Raw genomic sequence first — 17,254 nt, 5'->3', positions numbered from 1 at the left:
AGATACCGGCAGGCGATGGCTGACGATCTTGATTATTACCAGAACGAAGTCTCACTCGGCCACCTTCCCCGGTTCTGGTTTCACGGGTATTTTCCGCGGCATCTTAGCCAGATGCCGCCTCAAAAATAATGGGTTATGAGCGATACGCATAATCTGGCCGGCCTTTTGCATCAGTCGAGGTGACAGACATCTGAACCCTGGTGCAATTTTTATTATTATGCAACGAAAAAACGCCGGCTTTACCCTGATTGAACTTATGATCGTCGTCGCCATCATCGGCATACTGGCCGCTGTCGCGATACCTTCCTATCAGGGTTATGTGTTGAAGGCTCAGGTAAATAGGGCTGTTGGAGAACTTTCGACCTATAAAACGTCCTTTGAAACCCAAATGTCCGGATCGGGCTCTGTTACCAACAATGCGCTGGGGTATACCCCCTCAAACCTCACCACGGGGGATGCCGCCACAGATATCGCTGTAGTTAACGCTGACGGTTCTGGTCACATTCAGGTGACCATGGGGGGCAATGCCCACCCAAACCTGGCGGGCGTTTTACTCAAATTTGTACGCAGCGCTGGCGGCACCTGGCAGTGCGAGATTGATCCGAGTGCCGCCCCTCGCTGGAGCGACGTGTTCAGTCCAGATTCATGTACAGTGATCTGACGGAGGGCTACAGCTCCACCTCCTCGCACAGCTCGGGCGCATAATCATGGATACACACAATCATGGACAGGCACTAGTATTCACAATCATGGACAGGCACTAGTATTCGTTTTTGGACAGGCCAACGTTTTACATAACCCGAGACAACCAGAACGCAAACCTCCACGAAGTCTCGATGATGCAACGCAAGCCAATGGCACAGTTCCTATCGGCCGCCGGGGTGCCACGGTTCTGTAGCCAGGATTCCACCAAGCCGGCTACTATAACGGCAAAGCATTTAGCAACGGTTGAGTTCAGGTGAGAGCAGTGTGATAGCCTTTTGTCTAAGGCATCGAGGGGATATTAAGGCATGGTTAATGAGGATATTCGGTGGTTGCAGCGCCTGAGCAATTTTGACAAGGCCTACCGGCAACTGGACGAGGCAGTCGCTCTGAGCCACTCCCGGGAGCTGTCTGAGCTCGAAAAACAGGGCGTTATTCAGGCGTTCGAATATACCTACGAATTGGCGTGGAATGTCATTCGTGATTATTTCCGGTGGCAGGGGAACTCTGGAATTACGGGGTCCAGGGATGCCATCCGGGAAGCGTTCGCCAACGGCCTGATTGAGGAGGGGGAGCAATGGATGCACATGCTCAAAGACCGGAACCGCACCTCCCACACCTACAACGAAGAAACCGCCCGGGAGATTCTGAAGAATATCCTGCAACTCTACCACCCACTCTTTTCCGAATTCCGGCGGCGTATGGGTGAAGAGGCCCAAAAACATGACATTGGCTGAAACTGCCTTAGGGGGCCGGTCAACTGGCCTGCCTGACTATGTTCTGGAAAACCTCAGAGGTATTTTCCTGGGCCACCCGGTTGTGCAGGGTGTGGTTCTGTATGGCTCGCGGGCCAAAGGTAATTTCCGTCCGAACTCCGACATAGACCTGATGCTGATTGCTCCGGAAATCTCCTGGCGCGAGTTTAACCGGATTGAAGGGGAAATTGATGACCTGCTGATGCCCTGGAAAGTGGATCTTGCCCTGGAACATCAGGTTGAGAACGACGAGTTACTTGATCATGTGAAGCGTGTAGGTATTCGGCTTCTTTGAAATTGGGGGCATGAAAACGGGGTCAGATGAAAAGTTCATCTGACCCCAAGGTCGAGGCCGTGACCCCAAGGCCGCGTTCGATCATGGGTTACATAGGAAATGGCGTATCACTTCGTCCGGTAGAGCCGTTCTGGAGTTGCTGTTGGGCTGTGTGGACAGTTTCCGTGACAGTGTTCAACAGATAAGGCCAGAAGCCCTCCTGCCGGACGGTTCGGTTAAGCCGGTCTGGTGGAATAAACCGGGAGATCTCGAAAATGAAGTCTTTTTGTTGCTGCCCGCTTTCCTTCAGAATACCCAGACGATGATGAGTGCACTCAAGGAAGCGTTCCGCGGATTCCCCATGATCCATCAGCTTGGCCCCAAGCAGTTCGTAGGCAGGTTCGATGCCGATCTGGGTTAACCATGCGATATCCCAGAGATCACGGTATTTCAGCCGCCCCGGCCTCATGGCAAACGCTAAAAGCTTGTCAGTGAAGATCTCTTCCCGGGATTGGGCGTTGATAATGAGAGACTCAGTACCCAGGTTGATTCCGTAGTGATTCTGAATTGTTCTCGGAACTACTTGATAGCTGGGTACAGCACAGATATCCAGATGGATTCTTTGTGCTGGCATATCGGGCCGGTGAGGTTGTGTATTAACGCTGAGTTTCCAGGTATCCACATTTCCTTGCTTTTCGGCCTTTGGCTCTGTCACGGTGATTGGTACTTCATATTTTTCCTGAAGCCGGGTCTCCAGCGTTTTCTTGAGCTGGCTCAGTCCAGCCTTGTTGAAATGCGCCCCACCCGTGAAATCCAGGTCTTCGCTCAGGCGACTGGAGCCGTAGCAGGCGCGAAGGCACGTTCCGCCAATAAACGTGAGTTTCTGGAGCAAGTCTGCAGCGCTCAGCTCTCGCAGAATGTCATGATGCAAGATCTCCTTTTCCACCACGGGGCGTAATGCCGTCAATTCCCCCTGATTTCTTATGGCCTCGTCAATCAGTGTGTCAAACAATGCCATCTTCAGGCTCCTGTATCAGGTCGATTGTCGAGCGGTTGAACCGATGCATGTCCGCCAGTGCCAGTTTTGTTGAAGCCCGAAACAGATGGCGGTCGGCATCGTAAGCCAGATGATCAATGATCTGAGACATTGGGCGCTCAGTGTGGACAAACTCTATGGTTCCGAAGCGGCCACAGCTTATCTCGGCGGATCGGCCGGTACTTATCACGGTAACCCAGGCCATTGGCATTTGGGAGATAAGCCCGGCATCGCTGAGCGCGGTTTCCAGGCTGATGTAATTAAAGTGCCTTACACGCAGCAACGCAGCAGCGTGGAAGAGGATCAGGCCGCTGTTGTCCGGGGCGCCCGCGTATTGATAAACGCCCTGGCACACTCGCTCCAGGAGCCCGCGTTTTTCCGCGCGGTGAAGCAGGGCGCGATAGGCTCCCTGGCTTAGTTCCGGGAACAAGGCCCGAAAAGCTGCCGAGGAATAAAGGCGTCCGGTTTTGGCGGAGTTGGAGGCAAGTAGCCACCGCTCCAGTCGTTGTAGAGGTTGCATGAAAAGATCCGCGCTTTGTTATGTTTAGTGTAACAAAACGATGAGCTACGTGAATACGTGAGGCGGGGTATGAAAACGGGGTCAGATGAAAAGTTCATCTGACCCCAAGGCCGAGGCCGTGACCCTAAGGCCGCGCTAAATCTCCACCTCCTCAAATAACTCCGGCACCTCCGCATCCCAGCCAAATTTCTCCCGAATCCGCTTGCGCATGATGTCACTCGCCACCATCTCCCCGTGAGTGACGTACACCTTCTCCGGCTTGAGTGAGCCCTGTTCCAGCCAGGCCAGAATCTCGTTGTAGTCCCCGTGCGCGGAAAGTGAATCCATGTTGTGAATCTCGGCCTTTACCGGCCAGTATTCACCGTGAATTTTCACTTTCTCTGCGCCGTTCACCAGCGCATCACCCCGGGTACCGGGCGCCTGGAAGCCAGCGAAAACCACGCTGTTACGGGGATTGGGCAGCAGGGTTTTCAGGTGGTGCAGCACCCGCCCGCCACTGGCCATGCCGCTGGCGGAGATAATTACGCAGGGGTAACGCACGGCGTCCAGCTTGATGGATTCTTCCACGGTTCGCACAAACTCGGTTTTCTCATCCATCAACTCACACTGGGCCGCGTTGAGCTTGTGTTCCTTATGGTGCTTGCAAAAGATCTCCGTGGCCTTGATGGCCATGGGGCTGTTCAGAAATACCGGCAGTCTGGGGATCCTGCCGTCTCCCATAATCTTGTGAATCACATACAGCAGCATCTGCGCCCGCCCAACCGCAAACGCAGGCAAAAGCACGATGCCGCCGCGGCCGGCGGTCCGGGTGATGATGTCCGCAAGCTCGGCTTCAGGATCGCTCTCGCCATGGGCCCGGTCGCCATAGGTGGATTCACACACCAGTACATCGGCCTTCTGCAGCGGCTCCGGCGGCCGCATGATGATGTCGTTCTGCCGCCCCACGTCACCGCTGAACACCACCGTTCTGTCAGCACCCTGGTGATGAACGTGCACACAGGAAGAGCCCAGAATATGCCCCGCCGGGGTAAAGGTTACCTGGAACCCTTTCACCGGCTCGAACGTCTCGTGATAGTGCAGGGATTCAAAATGCTTGAGCGCCTCCCAGGCGTCCTTCTCGGTAAACAGCGGCTCCGGCTTCTCGTGTTTCGAGAACTTCTTGCGGAAGGCGTACTTCGCGTCCTCCTCCTGCAGGAAGCCGGCATCCGGCAGCAGAACCTTGCACAGCGCGTGGGTGGCCTTGGTGCAGTACACCTTGCCCTTGAAACCGTTCTTCACCAGGGCAGGCAGGTAGCCCGAGTGGTCAATATGGGCATGGGTAAGCACCACCGCGTCAATGGTGGACGGGTCCACCGGAAACTTCGCCCAGTTGCGCCGGCGCAGGGTTTTCACGCCCTGGTACATGCCGCAGTCCACCAGCACCCGGTGCTTGTCATCCGAGAGCAGGTAGCGGGAGCCGGTGACTGTTCCTGTGCCGCCGAGGAAGCGAAGTTTCATGTTCAGGTCCTTCTTTTGGGTGTGGGTGAAGCCGGGGTCAGAAGAACGCTTTCTTCTGACCCCTTTTTTATAGATGATACTATGGACTTATGAAAATGGGGTCAGATGAAAAATTGATCTGACCCCACGCTTCCCGGAGGCTCACGGACGGAAAAAAGAAAGAAAAGGTTTTGTCCGTGTGGGTCTGTGAGTGTCCGTGGCAATAAATCATTGGTTCAGATATAAAATCCCGGAAAAAAACCTTTAAACACGTGAATACCCAACCTGTTCGGGGTTGTCATCCTGGTGTTGTAGCAAATCCTGCACCTCAACATCCCAGTCGAGTTTTGTCACGATCGTGTTTCGAGAACTTTTTAAAGCGAAGTTTCGTGTTGGGATTCTTTTTTGTGGGTGAAGCCGGGGTCAGAAGAAAGCTTTCTTCTGACCCCTCCTTTATATCAGAGCTGAGCGGACAACACCTCGGATTGCCTCGCAACGCCATTCAGAATCGGTTCGCTGACCCGTGGAGGGAAGTCCGCCGGAAGACGTGCCTCTACAGACTGAATAACCGGTCTGGTTTGCTCGGCTACGTCTTTCATCAGGCTTTTTGCTTTCTCGGCAGAGAAACCGACCTGTTGGGCGGTGCTCACAAAATGCCGGGCCTGGATGCGAGCCCAATGGTAATGGCGGTTGCGGCCTTTCAGGGCCATCGCCATTTTTGCCTTCTCTGCGGCCATGCTTCCCTGAGCGATAAGCGGATAGGCCGAAATAACATCGTACAATGGTGTCATCCGATAGGCGGAGCCTGGCTCTATAAACAGGCTGAAGTTTTTTGCGTGGCCGTCAATGGCAGCCATTAGCCAGAAGAGAATCTGTGCCCTGAAAAACAGCTCCCGATCCTTGGTGGGCTCCTGAGATCCGAGCAACAATGTCATGGCGTCCTGAATGCCGGGGCCACCGTCACTTTCGTATTTGGCGGCCGGCGCCACACCAAGAGACTGGCAAAAATCCTCCTGAGGCAGGCGCATTAGCCAGGTGTTATCGCTCGACCAACGCCGATCGAATCGTTCAACGATCAGCACTTTCTGCTTCCCGAACCGAGCCAGCTGTGCGTTGGCAACCGGCAGCCCAAACGCCTTCAGAATCTGCAAGCAGAGCCATTCGTTTTCGCTGCTTTCCCGTAAGTCCATATTGCTGTGATTCAAAAATCCAATCGGGAGCTTAAAGATATGGCTGGTGGGCGTACTGCCAGCAGGCAGACACCACTGGTTCCGGTGCCAAAGCAAGGCAGTTTTTTCTTGCGCACCGGCAAGGGATATCCGGAAATCATGGTCCCCCGCTACTCCGAAGGGCGCATCCTGGTAGTTGCCGAGAATATTCTCCACCGCTGAGGCATCCAGGGGTGAAGCTGTCACGGAGCGGACATCGGGTATTTCAGACGTCTCAGGGTAGAGTTGAACTGCACCAATACAGTCCCGGCCAACGCTCGAGAGCAGGTCAAAAGGATGCCGTGTTGGCGCCCCGAACCGGGCCTGCATGCGCGAACGGATTGCTTCGGAATCTGGCAGCAGGTTATCGAAGAAGTTATAAACCTTTGCGCCACGGTAAGGTGCGGGTGCAAGGGGCAGCGAGAGTGAGATAGCCCTGGCACCCGGCCGGCTTAACCAATCGGGAAGGTACTGAAACGCCATGGCGCCAGACCGCTCAAGGGTCAGTCTGCCTACCTGGATGCCATTCAGGGCAACGGTCAAATCAGGCATTCCTTACCACTCCTGATCCCATTTCGCTTCCTGTTCCGTGTCGCCGCGCTTGGCCACACGCAGCTCAAGATCCAGAGCGGACAGCAGCTTGAACAGTGTTTCCACCCGGCTTCGCTCCGGATGGTTCTCAAAACTGGATATGGTGGCCTGTTTCACGCCAATCTGATCTGAAACAACCTGCTGGGTGAGCTTCCGGCGCTTACGGGCATTCTTTATTTCCTGGGCAAGCGCATCAGGTGAGGTGATTTTCATATTCATACCTTAAAGGGGATAAAATAAATTTATACCCTGAAGAGGATTATGTCAATTTAACCCCTGTGGGGTATGGCTACCTTTCTTCTGGCCCCCTCCTTATAATTGATACTCTGGAAACCTGAAATTGGGGTCAGATGAAAACTTCATCTGACCCCAATTTCATCTGACCCCAAATTGACCTCAGCACCCATCTGTTTGCTGGAGAAAACAGGTAAGGAGTGCGACAATGAAAGCGTTCCTATGGGGCGGGCGATAGGGCGATAGAGCAAGGTATAACAGGAGGCCAGGGTGTACGCGATTGAATTCGAAGCGGATATCAAAGACGGTGTGTTGCTGATCCCGGAGAGGTACCGCCAGCTTAAGAACAGCCACGCCCGGGTTTTGATTATGGTGCCAGAGGAGGGTGCTTCAGGTGCCAGTGAATTATCGCTGGATCTGAGCGACTGCACCGTTGAGGCGTTCAAAGGAAGTGATGCCGTAAAGATTCAAAGGGAAATGAGGGATGAGTGGTAAATATCTGCTGGATACCAACGCAGTCATTTATGCAATCAACCGCAAGCTGACCCTGCCACTCAACTACTACGCCGTTTCCGTAATCACCAAACTTGAATTGCTTTCATGGCCATCGCTTACCGATGCTGATGAACAGCAACTCAGAGCTGTGCTTCATAAGATTCCTGTCATTGAGTTGGAGCAGCCGATACAGGATGCAGCCATAAAGATTCGCCAAACAACGTCGCTCAAGCTTCCGGATAGCATTATTTCCGCAACTGCCATTTGCCATGGGCTCACTCTTGTGACTGATGACGAAAGGCTTGGTAGCCGGCACGCTGGAGAATCTGTTTTGTTTTCCGATCTGGTTCCCTGAAAATTCAGGGTAGACCACAAATTTCACAGGCAGGACGCGCCCATGCATTACAGCTCCATCCTTCCCGATGTCATCAAATTAGCCGACGAGGCCAGCGAGAAAGTACTGCATATTTACCAGTCGGATTTCAAGGTGAGCTACAAAACCGACGATTCGCCCATCACCGCTGCCGACACCGCCGCCCATGACATCATCACCCATGGGCTGCGCAACATCAGCCGGGACATCCCCATCCTCTCCGAGGAAGGCAAGGACATCCCCTGGGAAGAACGCAAACACTGGCGCCGGTTCTGGCTGGTGGACCCCGTCGACGGCACCAAGGAATTCACCCAGCGCAACGGTGAATTCACCGTTAACATCGCCATGATCGAAGACGGCGAGCCGGTGATGGGCGTCGTGATCGCGCCAGCTCTGAAAGAAGCGTTCTGGGGTGTGGTGGGCGAGGGTGCCCATAAGCGTGACCGCACCGGCAGAGTTCACCGTATACGGGTTGCGGAACCCACCGCAGTAAAGCGTGTGGTAGCCAGCAAAAACCACCTCAACGAAGAAACCAGAGCGTTCATCGATAAGCTCGGTGAGCATGAGCTGGTACAGGCCGGCAGCTCCCTCAAGTTCTGTCGCATCGCCGAAGGCCATGCCGACATCTACCCGCGCCTGGGGCCAACCTGCGAGTGGGACACCGGCGCAGCCCAGGCAGTATTAATGGCTGCCGGTGGCAAGGTGGAGACCCTGGAGGGCAGGCCGTTGCGGTATGGTAAAGAGGACTTGCTGAATCCGCATTTCATTGCCTCGGGGGGCTGGTTTCGGGGTGGGGATGCTTAAGGAAAGTGATTTTTTAGCCACGGACACTCACGGATGCTCACGGACGGAAAAGAAAGAACAGATATTTTTAATGGCTTTTGTCCGTGTGGGTCCGTGAGTGTCCGTGGCTAAAAAAAGCGCTATAAGCTGAAAGACCACAAACAAAATGCGTGAAATCCCTATTCCGTCAAAACAAAGAACTGGTACATTCACCACCCATGACATGGTATGCACTCCAACTCAAGCCCGCCCAAGGCGATCGCGCTCTTGCAAATCTCCAGAATCAGGATATTGCTTGCTTCTTTCCGAAAATCACCGTGGAAAAAATCAAGGCCGGCAAGCGCAGCAAAAAACTGGAGCCCCTCTTTCCGGGCTATCTGTTCGTGAACCTGGAGCAGAGCGATCCCATGTGGGCAAAGCTGCGCTCCACCCGGGGCGTGCTGAGAATCGTCAGCTTTGCCAACAAGCCCGCGGCAATCAGTGATGAAGTCATTCTGCACATCAAAGACAGCCTCGATTCGGTGGCCGAGCAGGGTGGCATCAAACCGGGGCAGGCCGTACAGCTGAATGAAGGCCCCTTTGAGGGCATTAATGCGATCTTTCAGGCTTACGATGGCGAAGCGAGGGCGATCGTGCTGATTAGCTTTATGCAGAAGCAGCAGCGGGTAAAAGTGCCGGTATCTGCTTTGAAAACCTGATAATTTTTGGCCACGGACACTCACGGACGGAAAAGAAAAAACAGAAATTCTATTGGGCTTTTGTCCGTGAGTGTCTGTGAGGGTCCGTGGCCAAAAAAGCTGTACCTGATCCCAATGTGCTATGATCAATACGATCAATATGGTTGGAGGTGCTCATGATCACAGAAACCAGCGCAGTGAAGTTCCGGCAAAACCTTGGCGAAATGATTAACCAGGTACAGTACCGGCACGACAGCATCCTGATTAAGAAAGACGGTAAACCGGTGGCAGCTTTGGTCGATGCCCGTTTGTTTGGCCGAATCCGCAGAATGGAGCAACGCTTTGATGCACTGAGTTCGCGGTTGGAGAAAGGTTTTTCAGAAGTGCCTCAGGAAGAAGGCATGAGGGAAATTGAAAGTGTAATCGCCGACGAGCGCTCCGGAAGCTAATAAAAGGCACCAGGGATGGCATCTATTCAGGCAGTTATTGATACCAATGTAATCATTTCGGGCATGGCCTACCCGGCCAGCGTTCCTGGAAAAATTATGCAGGCTTGGCGGAGTGGGGCCATCGACGTGTATCTCTCCGAGTATATTCTGGATGAAATTCGCAGAGTATTGCCGAGGCTGCGAAGCCGGCATGGAATGTCTGAGGCAGAAATAGACGACCTCGTGGACATTCTGGGGTTGCTGGCTGAAATCCTTGAGCCGGCGGCACTGCCGCCGGAATCAGTGAGAGACATCAAAGATACACCGGTACTCGGAACCCTGATAAGAGGGATGCAGACGCACTCGGTGGATTACCTCATAACCGGTGATAAAGACCTGCTGGTGCTAAAGGAACATTACCCCGTGATCACGCCTGCCGAATTCTGGTCCAGGCACGGGGGTTTGTAAGTCCATACAAACTATTTTTTTGCCACGGACACTCACTTTTTTTGCCACGGACACTCACGGACACTCACGGACGGAAAAGAAAAAACAGAATTCTTTTGGGCTTTTGTCCGTGAGTGTCCGTGGCAAAAATGAACGTCCGATTGTAATGATCAACTTGATGCAGAAGCAGCAGAGGGTAAAAGTACCGGTATCTGCTATAAAAATATAACAAGCGCACGGCAACGCTCTGATCCAGTGCAAGGTCAGCTGATGATGAGACCGGGGGTGCTCGACAGATTAAAGTGAGGTGGATTTCCAATGGAAGACAATAATCGCCGAAATCAGCCTCAATACGACGACGAAATCAGTCTGGTGGATCTGGCAACTACGTTTCTAAAACGCCGGAGAGTGTTTTACGCAGTGCTTTTCTCAACGTTACTGGCGGGAATTGCTTACGCCGTGCTGATGCCGGAAAGATACGATTATGTCAGTCTGGTCAAGCTGGCGGAGAAGGACTCTGGTAGCTACATAGAAAAACCGGCGGCTATCATTGCAACACTGGAGAATCGCTGGCTGCCGGACTATCAGTCGACTTACCACGCAGAGCATGACGGGTCTATCCCGTTCAAAGTCCGCTTCGAGAATCCGGAGAACACCGGGCTGATCCGAATGGTGTCTGAGGCATCGCCGTCTCAGAGGGAGAGCATTAAGCAGGTCCATGCCCAGCTGATTGATGAGCTCTCGCAAGCGCAATCGGCGGCTGTATCGAGCCTGAAGCAGAATCTGGAGAGGCAAATCGAATCGCTTTCCTCAACGATAAAAATGCTGGAAGGTTCAACGGATGCCGGGGCGGCCATTGCAGCGGCTTTCGAAAAGCGGTTATCGCTTGAGGCTACCCTCAACTCTATGCGGCCAATGGAAGTTTTGACTGTAAGCCGGGAAAGCGCGGAGCGTAAGGGGCCGGCGCGGAGCCTGATTGTTCTGTTGGCTGGCCTGCTGGGTTTGATGGGAGGTGTTTTCCTCGCATTCCTTACAGAGTTCGCAAGTATGGTGAAGGCGCAAATGTCGGAGTCATGAGCATTGGAGACTGTTTTGCCACGGACACTCACGGACAAAGCCCATAAAAAATATCTGTTTTCTTTTTCGTCCGTGAGCGTCCGTGAGTGTCCGTGGCTAAATTCAAGATAATTGCATTTTTCATCCTTTAACAATTCTTTACTCAGGTAACCCCCTGAATTGCCTCGTGTTAGGCTTTTGGTCACTTGTTTGTCACAGGCGATGCCGTAAAATCTGCTCCCTTCTGAAACACCATATTCATTTACCGACAGGGATACCGTTGGGATTGAGTTGTTCCCTTCCTTATGCTGTTTCGCTGTTGCCTTTCAGATAATCTTATTCTATGACCTTAAAACACTGGGCCCTGGTCGGTGGGGCGGTAGCGTGCCTGACAGGTGTTCCTCTCTCGGCAGCCCCCTGGCTTGAGCCGGGAGATTCCCCGACTCTTAATAGAATGAGCCTGAAAAAACTACTCTTCACGGTCAGCCTTCTATTGCCACCAGCTGTAAATGCCCAATCGATCAGCCCGCCCAGACTGAGCAATTCAAATCCCTGCCCAAAACCCGGCAGGAAGCTTTGGCAAAGCAATACGGGGTGGACTTGAGCCAGTTGACCGGCTCATCCAGCCAGCCCCGCCCGCCACAACCTTCACGGGAAATTGTGAAATCCGCCATCTGACCCCACTCTCAACCCCAACGGAAGACCACAATGAAAGGAATAATCCTCGCCGGCGGCTCCGGCACCCGTCTCTACCCAATCACCAGAGGCATCTCCAAACAGCTTCTTCCGGTGTACGACAAACCGATGATTTACTACCCGCTTTCCGTACTCATGCTGGCGGGCATCCGGGACATCCTTGTCATCACCACCCCGGAAGACCAACAAGGATTTCAGCGACTTCTCGGTGACGGCCGCCAGTGGGGTATCAACCTGAACTATGCAGAGCAACCCAGCCCGGACGGCCTCGCTCAGGCCTTTATCATCGGCGAAAACTTCATTGGTCAAGACAGCGTGTGCCTGATTTTGGGCGACAACATCTATTATGGCCAGGGTTTGAGCAACATGCTGCAAACCGCCGCCAAACGCGACAAAGGTGCCACAGTATTTGGCTACCAGGTCACCGATCCAGAACGTTTTGGCGTGGTGGAATTTGATGAAAACCAACGTGCCGTCTCTATCGAAGAAAAACCGGCCAGCCCGAAATCTGATTACGTCGTTACCGGCCTCTACTTCTACGACAACGATGTTGTAAGCATCGCGAAACAGGTAAAGCCGTCAGCCAGGGGCGAACTGGAAATCACCAGTGTAAACCAGGCTTACCTTGAGCGGGGCGATCTCAGCGTCGAATTGCTGGGCCGGGGCTTCGCCTGGCTGGACACTGGCACCTTCGACTCCCTGCACGAAGCCAGCGGCTTTATCGAAACCCTTGAAAAACGCCAGGGCCTGAAAATCGCATGCCTGGAGGAAGTGGCCTACCGAATGGGCTTCATTGGCGAACAGCAGCTGTTGGCAGAGGCGGAAAACCTCAAAAAGAACAGCTACGGCGCCTATCTGAAGAAACTGGTCAAAACCAAGTAAGCGGACTTTATGAAAATAACCGAAACCGGAATCCCAGACGTAAAACTCATCGAACCCAAAGTGTTTGGAGACGATCGCGGCTTCTTCATGGAAACGTGGAACGAAAAAGCGTTTCGGGAGGCAGGCATCAACGCCACTTTTGTACAGGACAATCACAGTCGCTCGGTTAAAAACACCTTGCGAGGTCTGCACTACCAAATCAAACAACCCCAGGGCAAATTGGTGCGGGTAACCCGGGGCCAAGTGTTCGATGTAGCTGTGGACCTGCGCATCAACTCCACCACCTTCGGGCAGTGGGTGGGGGAATACCTCTCGGAAGATAACAACCGCATGCTGTGGGTACCGCCGGGGTTTGCCCATGGCTTTCTGGTCACCAGTGAAACGGCGGATTTTCAATACAAGTGCACTGATTACTATGCGCCTGAGTATGAACGCACCATCTACTGGGATGACCCTGATATAGCTGTTCGATGGGGCTTAACGGAGAACGGTGAGCCTAAGCTCTCAACTAAAGATCAAAAGGGCATAAGGTTAGATCGAGCATTTCCAGAATTAAGACAGTTTTTCGGAGATTGAAGCAAACTTGAAGCTAAAGAAATACGAGTTCGCAACCGGACTAATAAAATTTGAAAGCAAAAGATAAACTAATTAGTGGTTTGCTTGGGGTTGGGGCAATAAAACTCCTTTCCATACCGGTAGGGCTTTTGAGCAGTGTAATTCTAGCGCGAACACTAGGTCCGGACTCCTTTGGTCAATATGCATTTATTATGGCTCTGATTCCGATACTTAGTCTTCCTGTAAATGGAGGAGTGCAGCAGTTAGTGACCAGGGAAGTGGCGACTCTAAGAAATGATCAGGATTGGTCACGCTATAAAGGCCTGCTACATTCAGCGCACATATGGGTACTAGGGTTATCGGCATTACTGGTGGGTGCGTGTTATTTTATATTTTCTTCGTCAGTCATAAGTTTAAAATCTGATAAATGGCACTTGTTACCAATTGCTATTCTTATTGTGCCTCTTTTAGGCTTTATGTCAGTGAGAGCGGGGTTAATTAAAGGACTGGGGAGGCCTGTACTCTCGGAGATACCTCAACAACTGATCGTTCCAATTCTAACGTTTGTTTTAATTTTAGTATTTTGGCAACTTAATATATTGAATGCGAGTAATGCTATCTGGGCAAACATCTATTCTGCGCTATTCGGATTTGTTGTTGCAAGCTTAGTGTTAAGGTTCGTCAATCCATCAGAAATAAAGCAAGTTCTGCCATCATATAAGTTAGTATCTTGGTTTAAATCTTTGTTACCTTTTACTGCACTTGCTGCTATAAATTTAGTTAACGTTCAGGTCGGGATAATTGTCGTTGGGATGCTCAGCTCGAATGAGCAAGTTGCGGCCTTAAGGATAGCGGAGAGAGGTAGTCAGCTCGTACTGCTTTCGTTGACAATCGTTAACATGGTCGTAGCTCCATATTTTGTAGATGCATATAAAAAAGGTGATCGTAATATTTTACGAGAAATTGCCCAAAAAACTGCTAGATTTGCATTTCTAATTTCATTGCCGGTTGCATTAGTGTTTGTGTTTGCTGGTGAACCCTTAATCGGATTGATTTTCGGGCAAGAGTATAGGTCATCATCGTATACTCTTTTATTGATACTTTCTCTTGCTCAGTTAGTTAATGTTTTTTTTGGTTCTGTTGGATACTTACTTGTTATGACCGGACATGAAAAAGATTCCCTATTTGGTCAGGTGTTGGCGCTTACATTAAACATATTGATATCCTTAGTCCTCGTTCCTTTTTGGGGTGCAACTGGCGCTGCAATAGCGGTGTTTGTAAGTATATTTGTTTGGAATGCGGTGCTTTTAATGTTAGTTATAAAGCGCCTAGGGATAAGATGCAGTGTATTTTAGTCAGAGGTTTAGGTATTCATGCGGTATAAAAGTTTAGTTCAATTGTTCTATAATTCATACTTTAAGCTTCAAGATTTTAATTCGAGGAAAGGACTTCGAAGTCCAGTTTTCATAGTAGGTACAGGGCGTTCTGGAACCCACTTTTTATGCTCATGTTTAAACTCATTTTCTGAGCTTGATGATGGCTTTTCTGGAAAAGAAAGTCGGTACATGTTCGACCGTATTTCCGAACTGACAGTCCGCCAGAATCCGCTCTCAAGCAGTGTGAGAGGGTATTACTCGAGCATGATGAGGAGCGTTTATCCAAAAACTTTGGTTGATCAGACTCATCCCAATATTTGGAATGTTGAACAGCTTAAAAATTGGTTTCCAAATGCTAGGTTTTTAACCTTGAATAGAGACGTATACTCAGTCGTCTTTTCAATGATTAATCATCCCGGCGTTGCAGCTTGGGAAATTAACCACTTTAAGTATCCAAAACCAAATCGTTTTTTAGGTATCACGGAGAAGAATCGAAATATTTATTGCAATAGGCTTTCAGATATTCAGAGATTTGTTTTTCGGTGGTGTGCTCATACAGAAAGAAGTATGGAGCTTATTGAGACGTATCCAGATTCCGTTATGGGGATTCGGTATGAGGATTTGGCTGCTGATATGGTAAGAGAGATGGGTAAAGTTGCTGACTTTCTTGAGATTGATCCTCCTAATGAGCTTCAATATTTCAATGAGAAATCTTTGCTCAAAAAGAATAGTTTGTCTAGAGAGCAGGTAAGAGAAATCGATGAAGCGTTGATGTTGTATAAAGAATCTGGAGGTTGAAATGGGCCTTTTCCTAAGGCGTGCCTATAAAATATTGTTTCTTCCAGCATGGTTTATTTATGACGCTTTCAGCGTGTTTTTGTTACATCGGTTCCCCCTTAAGTATTTTGATGCAGTATTAAATGTCGGTGATCAAATCAATCCTTATTTGGTTTCTGTTATTTCGAAAAGAAAACCTTTCAACGTTAAGAGCCAATTACTCCGGCATACGGTGGGACTAGGAAGCATGTTTCACATGGCAAACAGGAAAAGTGTGATCTGGGGAACTGGCATTATTTCGGATCGTCGCTGCTTCAGAAATAAAACGAACTGTCAGTCTGTAAAGGCGGTGCGTGGCCATTTAACTGAAGAGATTCTTATCGAAAACGGCATTATTGCGCCCGGCAGCGTTGTTTTGGGTGATCCAGGATTGCTAATGCCTATGTTTTATCAACCGAAAAGTAAAAAACAATATAAAATTGGTATTGTGCCACATTATGTCGATCTTAACTCACCGCTTATCAAAGAAGGGGAAGAAGGTGTAGTGGTTATTGACGTACGCCAAGACCCAGAATCATTTATTGATGAAATTTCGAAATGTGAATTTATTGTATCATCATCCATGCATGGGCTAATATTGTCGGATTCGTATGGTATTCCTAACAAGTGGATCTCATTTTCCGATAAGATTACTGGTGGTTTTTTTAAGTATAAAGACTATTACTCTACAACAAGCTTCCCTAATGAAAGTTGCATCTTCATTTCAGCGATAGGCGACTTAAGGGATCTCATAGATAATATAGAGAAGTATGCCACTGTGAAGAAGTATTTGTATGATGAAAATGAGCTGATTCAGTCTTTTCCGAGTTTCTAATACTATGGGGCGTCCTAAAGTTAGTGTAGTGGTCCCTACTTGTAACGGTCGAGACAGCATTAAGCGTGCTGTATTGTCAATTCTCAATCAAGGGTATTATAATCTCGAAGTGGTAGTTGTTGATGATAACCAATTCGACTCTACAGCGAACCTATCAGAAGAGTTGTGTTTTGATCCTAGAGTTAGAGTGGTGCGGAATCCAGGTAGCCATGGCCCCTCCCAAGCGAGAAATTTTGGAGTTCAGTCGGCCATTGGTGAGCTGATTACATTTTTAGATGATGACGACTTTTATTTACCCGGCCGTTTGAGTTCTATTATGAGTTTTTATGAGCAGTCTGGTGACAGATATTCATTTATTTCGGCTGGTCGGTTCGCGGAAATGGACGACTTTTCAGAGATTCAACCGATCCCCGGTCAAAGGTTTGGAGTAATTAGCTTAGAAAACATTAAGTTTGGAAATAGTATTGATATCGGTGTGTTGATGAAAAAAGAGTTTTTCGAGCAGCTTGGTGGTTTTGATGAAAAACTTTCATCTCTGGAGGACTGGGATCTCTTCATTCGTGCATTGAAAGTGAAAGATGGATATAAGATAAAACGGTTTGATTATGCCGTAAGCCGAACTGAAGGGCGTGATCGAGTTTCCGAACGAGAAGCAGCTGGTTATTTTGACATTGCTGAAAAGTATTCAAAAGAGTTTGGCTATAAGTGGACCTTCATTCCAAGGTCCAAGGGCTTGAATTTAGCAGGTCAGTTTTCTTTAGCAAAAGCTGTCTTCTATAGTTATCGCTCATCATCACTCCTACCCGCTAGAATTTATTTGTCTTCACGCTTTCCGCGCATGATTCGAATCACAAAGGAGTTGTCGGCCCGACGACAACCGTAATTGGCTGCGTGCCCCCTGAGCCAACACTTAAAGCTCGTCTTGGGAGGTTGCTCACCCATCGGTGATTACAATAACTCCAGCAAACCCAACTTGGTGTCGGCAAATGAGCAGGCATCGGAAAAAGCACCCTCTGAACGGCTGAGTTTGACTATGCCA

The 17,254-nt window shown here is 50.2% G+C and carries 21 protein-coding genes; 16 read left to right on the top strand and 5 right to left on the bottom strand.

Annotation, left to right across the window (positions count from 1 at the left end; genetic code table 11):
- The first annotated feature begins 217 nt into the window (after positions 1–217).
- From NLK58_RS06375 to NLK58_RS06365, 3 genes are all read left to right on the top strand, one after another.
- Positions 218–661 carry a pilin gene (locus NLK58_RS06375; protein WP_117617727.1) on the top strand — a complete coding sequence of 148 codons (444 nt, stop codon included), beginning with the start codon at positions 218–220 and terminating at the stop codon, positions 659–661.
- Positions 662–1,010: 349 nt separating this feature from the next.
- Complete coding sequence (locus tag NLK58_RS06370) at positions 1,011–1,439, top strand: nucleotidyltransferase substrate binding protein (protein WP_341582348.1); 429 nt, start codon at positions 1,011–1,013, stop codon at positions 1,437–1,439.
- A complete protein-coding gene (locus NLK58_RS06365; protein WP_117617725.1) occupies positions 1,426–1,752 on the top strand; it encodes a nucleotidyltransferase family protein in 327 nt (108 codons plus the stop codon). Before NLK58_RS06370 ends, NLK58_RS06365 begins: the two co-directional genes overlap by 14 nt.
- Positions 1,753–1,840: 88 nt before the next feature.
- Here NLK58_RS06365 and NLK58_RS06360 read toward each other — a convergent pair whose 3' ends face one another.
- From NLK58_RS06360 to NLK58_RS06340, 5 genes are all read right to left on the bottom strand, one after another.
- Positions 1,841–2,749: a nucleotidyl transferase AbiEii/AbiGii toxin family protein gene (locus NLK58_RS06360; RefSeq protein ID WP_341582347.1), complete on the bottom strand. Its 909-nt coding sequence runs from the start codon at positions 2,747–2,749 to the stop codon at positions 1,841–1,843.
- Positions 2,736–3,287, bottom strand: coding sequence for a type IV toxin-antitoxin system AbiEi family antitoxin (abiEi, locus tag NLK58_RS06355; protein ID WP_341582346.1), 552 nt, complete (start codon positions 3,285–3,287; stop codon positions 2,736–2,738). The genes NLK58_RS06360 and abiEi overlap by 14 nt, the downstream gene beginning before the upstream one ends.
- Before the next feature lie 135 nt (positions 3,288–3,422).
- Positions 3,423–4,784, bottom strand: a complete 1,362-nt coding sequence (locus NLK58_RS06350) for an MBL fold metallo-hydrolase (RefSeq protein ID WP_341582345.1) — start codon at positions 4,782–4,784, stop codon at positions 3,423–3,425.
- Positions 4,785–5,221: 437 nt separating this feature from the next.
- On the bottom strand, positions 5,222–6,523 hold the full coding sequence (locus tag NLK58_RS06345; RefSeq protein WP_117617723.1) for a type II toxin-antitoxin system HipA family toxin: 1,302 nt from the start codon (positions 6,521–6,523) through the stop codon (positions 5,222–5,224).
- A 3-nt stretch (positions 6,524–6,526) separates the two neighbouring features.
- A complete protein-coding gene (locus NLK58_RS06340; protein WP_117617722.1) occupies positions 6,527–6,775 on the bottom strand; it encodes a helix-turn-helix domain-containing protein in 249 nt (82 codons plus the stop codon).
- A gap of 291 nt (positions 6,776–7,066) precedes the next feature.
- Between NLK58_RS06340 and NLK58_RS06335 the strand changes: the two genes are divergently transcribed.
- The 13 genes from NLK58_RS06335 (at position 7,067) to NLK58_RS06275 (ending at position 17,098) form a co-directional block, all read left to right on the top strand.
- Positions 7,067–7,291, top strand: a complete 225-nt coding sequence (locus NLK58_RS06335; protein ID WP_117617721.1) for a hypothetical protein — start codon at positions 7,067–7,069, stop codon at positions 7,289–7,291.
- The gene (locus tag NLK58_RS06330; RefSeq protein WP_341582344.1) at positions 7,281–7,646 is read left to right on the top strand and encodes a type II toxin-antitoxin system VapC family toxin; all 366 of its coding nucleotides are present in this window, start codon (positions 7,281–7,283) and stop codon (positions 7,644–7,646) included. The genes NLK58_RS06335 and NLK58_RS06330 overlap by 11 nt, the downstream gene beginning before the upstream one ends.
- Before the next feature lie 42 nt (positions 7,647–7,688).
- The gene (gene cysQ, locus NLK58_RS06325) at positions 7,689–8,468 is read left to right on the top strand and encodes a 3'(2'),5'-bisphosphate nucleotidase CysQ (RefSeq protein WP_341582343.1); all 780 of its coding nucleotides are present in this window, start codon (positions 7,689–7,691) and stop codon (positions 8,466–8,468) included.
- Positions 8,469–8,665: 197 nt separating this feature from the next.
- A complete protein-coding gene (gene rfaH, locus NLK58_RS06320; RefSeq protein ID WP_341582342.1) occupies positions 8,666–9,145 on the top strand; it encodes a transcription/translation regulatory transformer protein RfaH in 480 nt (159 codons plus the stop codon).
- A gap of 155 nt (positions 9,146–9,300) precedes the next feature.
- Positions 9,301–9,573, top strand: a complete 273-nt coding sequence (locus NLK58_RS06315; RefSeq protein ID WP_341582341.1) for a type II toxin-antitoxin system prevent-host-death family antitoxin — start codon at positions 9,301–9,303, stop codon at positions 9,571–9,573.
- A gap of 15 nt (positions 9,574–9,588) precedes the next feature.
- Positions 9,589–10,020 (top strand): putative toxin-antitoxin system toxin component, PIN family, encoded by a 432-nt coding sequence (locus NLK58_RS06310; RefSeq protein WP_117617716.1) that lies wholly within the window; start codon positions 9,589–9,591, stop codon positions 10,018–10,020.
- Positions 10,021–10,317: 297 nt separating this feature from the next.
- Positions 10,318–11,076: a Wzz/FepE/Etk N-terminal domain-containing protein gene (locus tag NLK58_RS06305; protein WP_341582340.1), complete on the top strand. Its 759-nt coding sequence runs from the start codon at positions 10,318–10,320 to the stop codon at positions 11,074–11,076.
- A 687-nt stretch (positions 11,077–11,763) separates the two neighbouring features.
- Complete coding sequence (rfbA, locus tag NLK58_RS06300; RefSeq protein WP_341582339.1) at positions 11,764–12,633, top strand: glucose-1-phosphate thymidylyltransferase RfbA; 870 nt, start codon at positions 11,764–11,766, stop codon at positions 12,631–12,633.
- Positions 12,634–12,642: 9 nt separating this feature from the next.
- On the top strand, positions 12,643–13,209 hold the full coding sequence (gene rfbC / locus NLK58_RS06295; protein ID WP_341582338.1) for a dTDP-4-dehydrorhamnose 3,5-epimerase: 567 nt from the start codon (positions 12,643–12,645) through the stop codon (positions 13,207–13,209).
- Between the two features lie 50 nt (positions 13,210–13,259).
- Entirely contained in the window at positions 13,260–14,543 is a 1,284-nt protein-coding gene (locus NLK58_RS06290; protein ID WP_341582337.1) for an oligosaccharide flippase family protein, read from the top strand.
- Positions 14,544–14,561: 18 nt separating this feature from the next.
- Positions 14,562–15,362: a sulfotransferase gene (locus tag NLK58_RS06285; RefSeq protein ID WP_341582336.1), complete on the top strand. Its 801-nt coding sequence runs from the start codon at positions 14,562–14,564 to the stop codon at positions 15,360–15,362.
- 1 nt (position 15,363) lies between these two features.
- On the top strand, positions 15,364–16,215 hold the full coding sequence (locus NLK58_RS06280; RefSeq protein WP_341582335.1) for a polysaccharide pyruvyl transferase family protein: 852 nt from the start codon (positions 15,364–15,366) through the stop codon (positions 16,213–16,215).
- A 73-nt stretch (positions 16,216–16,288) separates the two neighbouring features.
- On the top strand, positions 16,289–17,098 hold the full coding sequence (locus NLK58_RS06275; RefSeq protein WP_341582334.1) for a glycosyltransferase: 810 nt from the start codon (positions 16,289–16,291) through the stop codon (positions 17,096–17,098).
- The last annotated feature ends 156 nt before the right edge of the window (positions 17,099–17,254 follow it).

The sequence above is a fragment of the Marinobacter metalliresistant genome, assembly GCF_038098645.1.
GTDB classification, from domain to species: domain Bacteria; phylum Pseudomonadota; class Gammaproteobacteria; order Pseudomonadales; family Oleiphilaceae; genus Marinobacter; species Marinobacter metalliresistant.
This window is presented reverse-complemented; position numbering and strand designations above follow the sequence as displayed.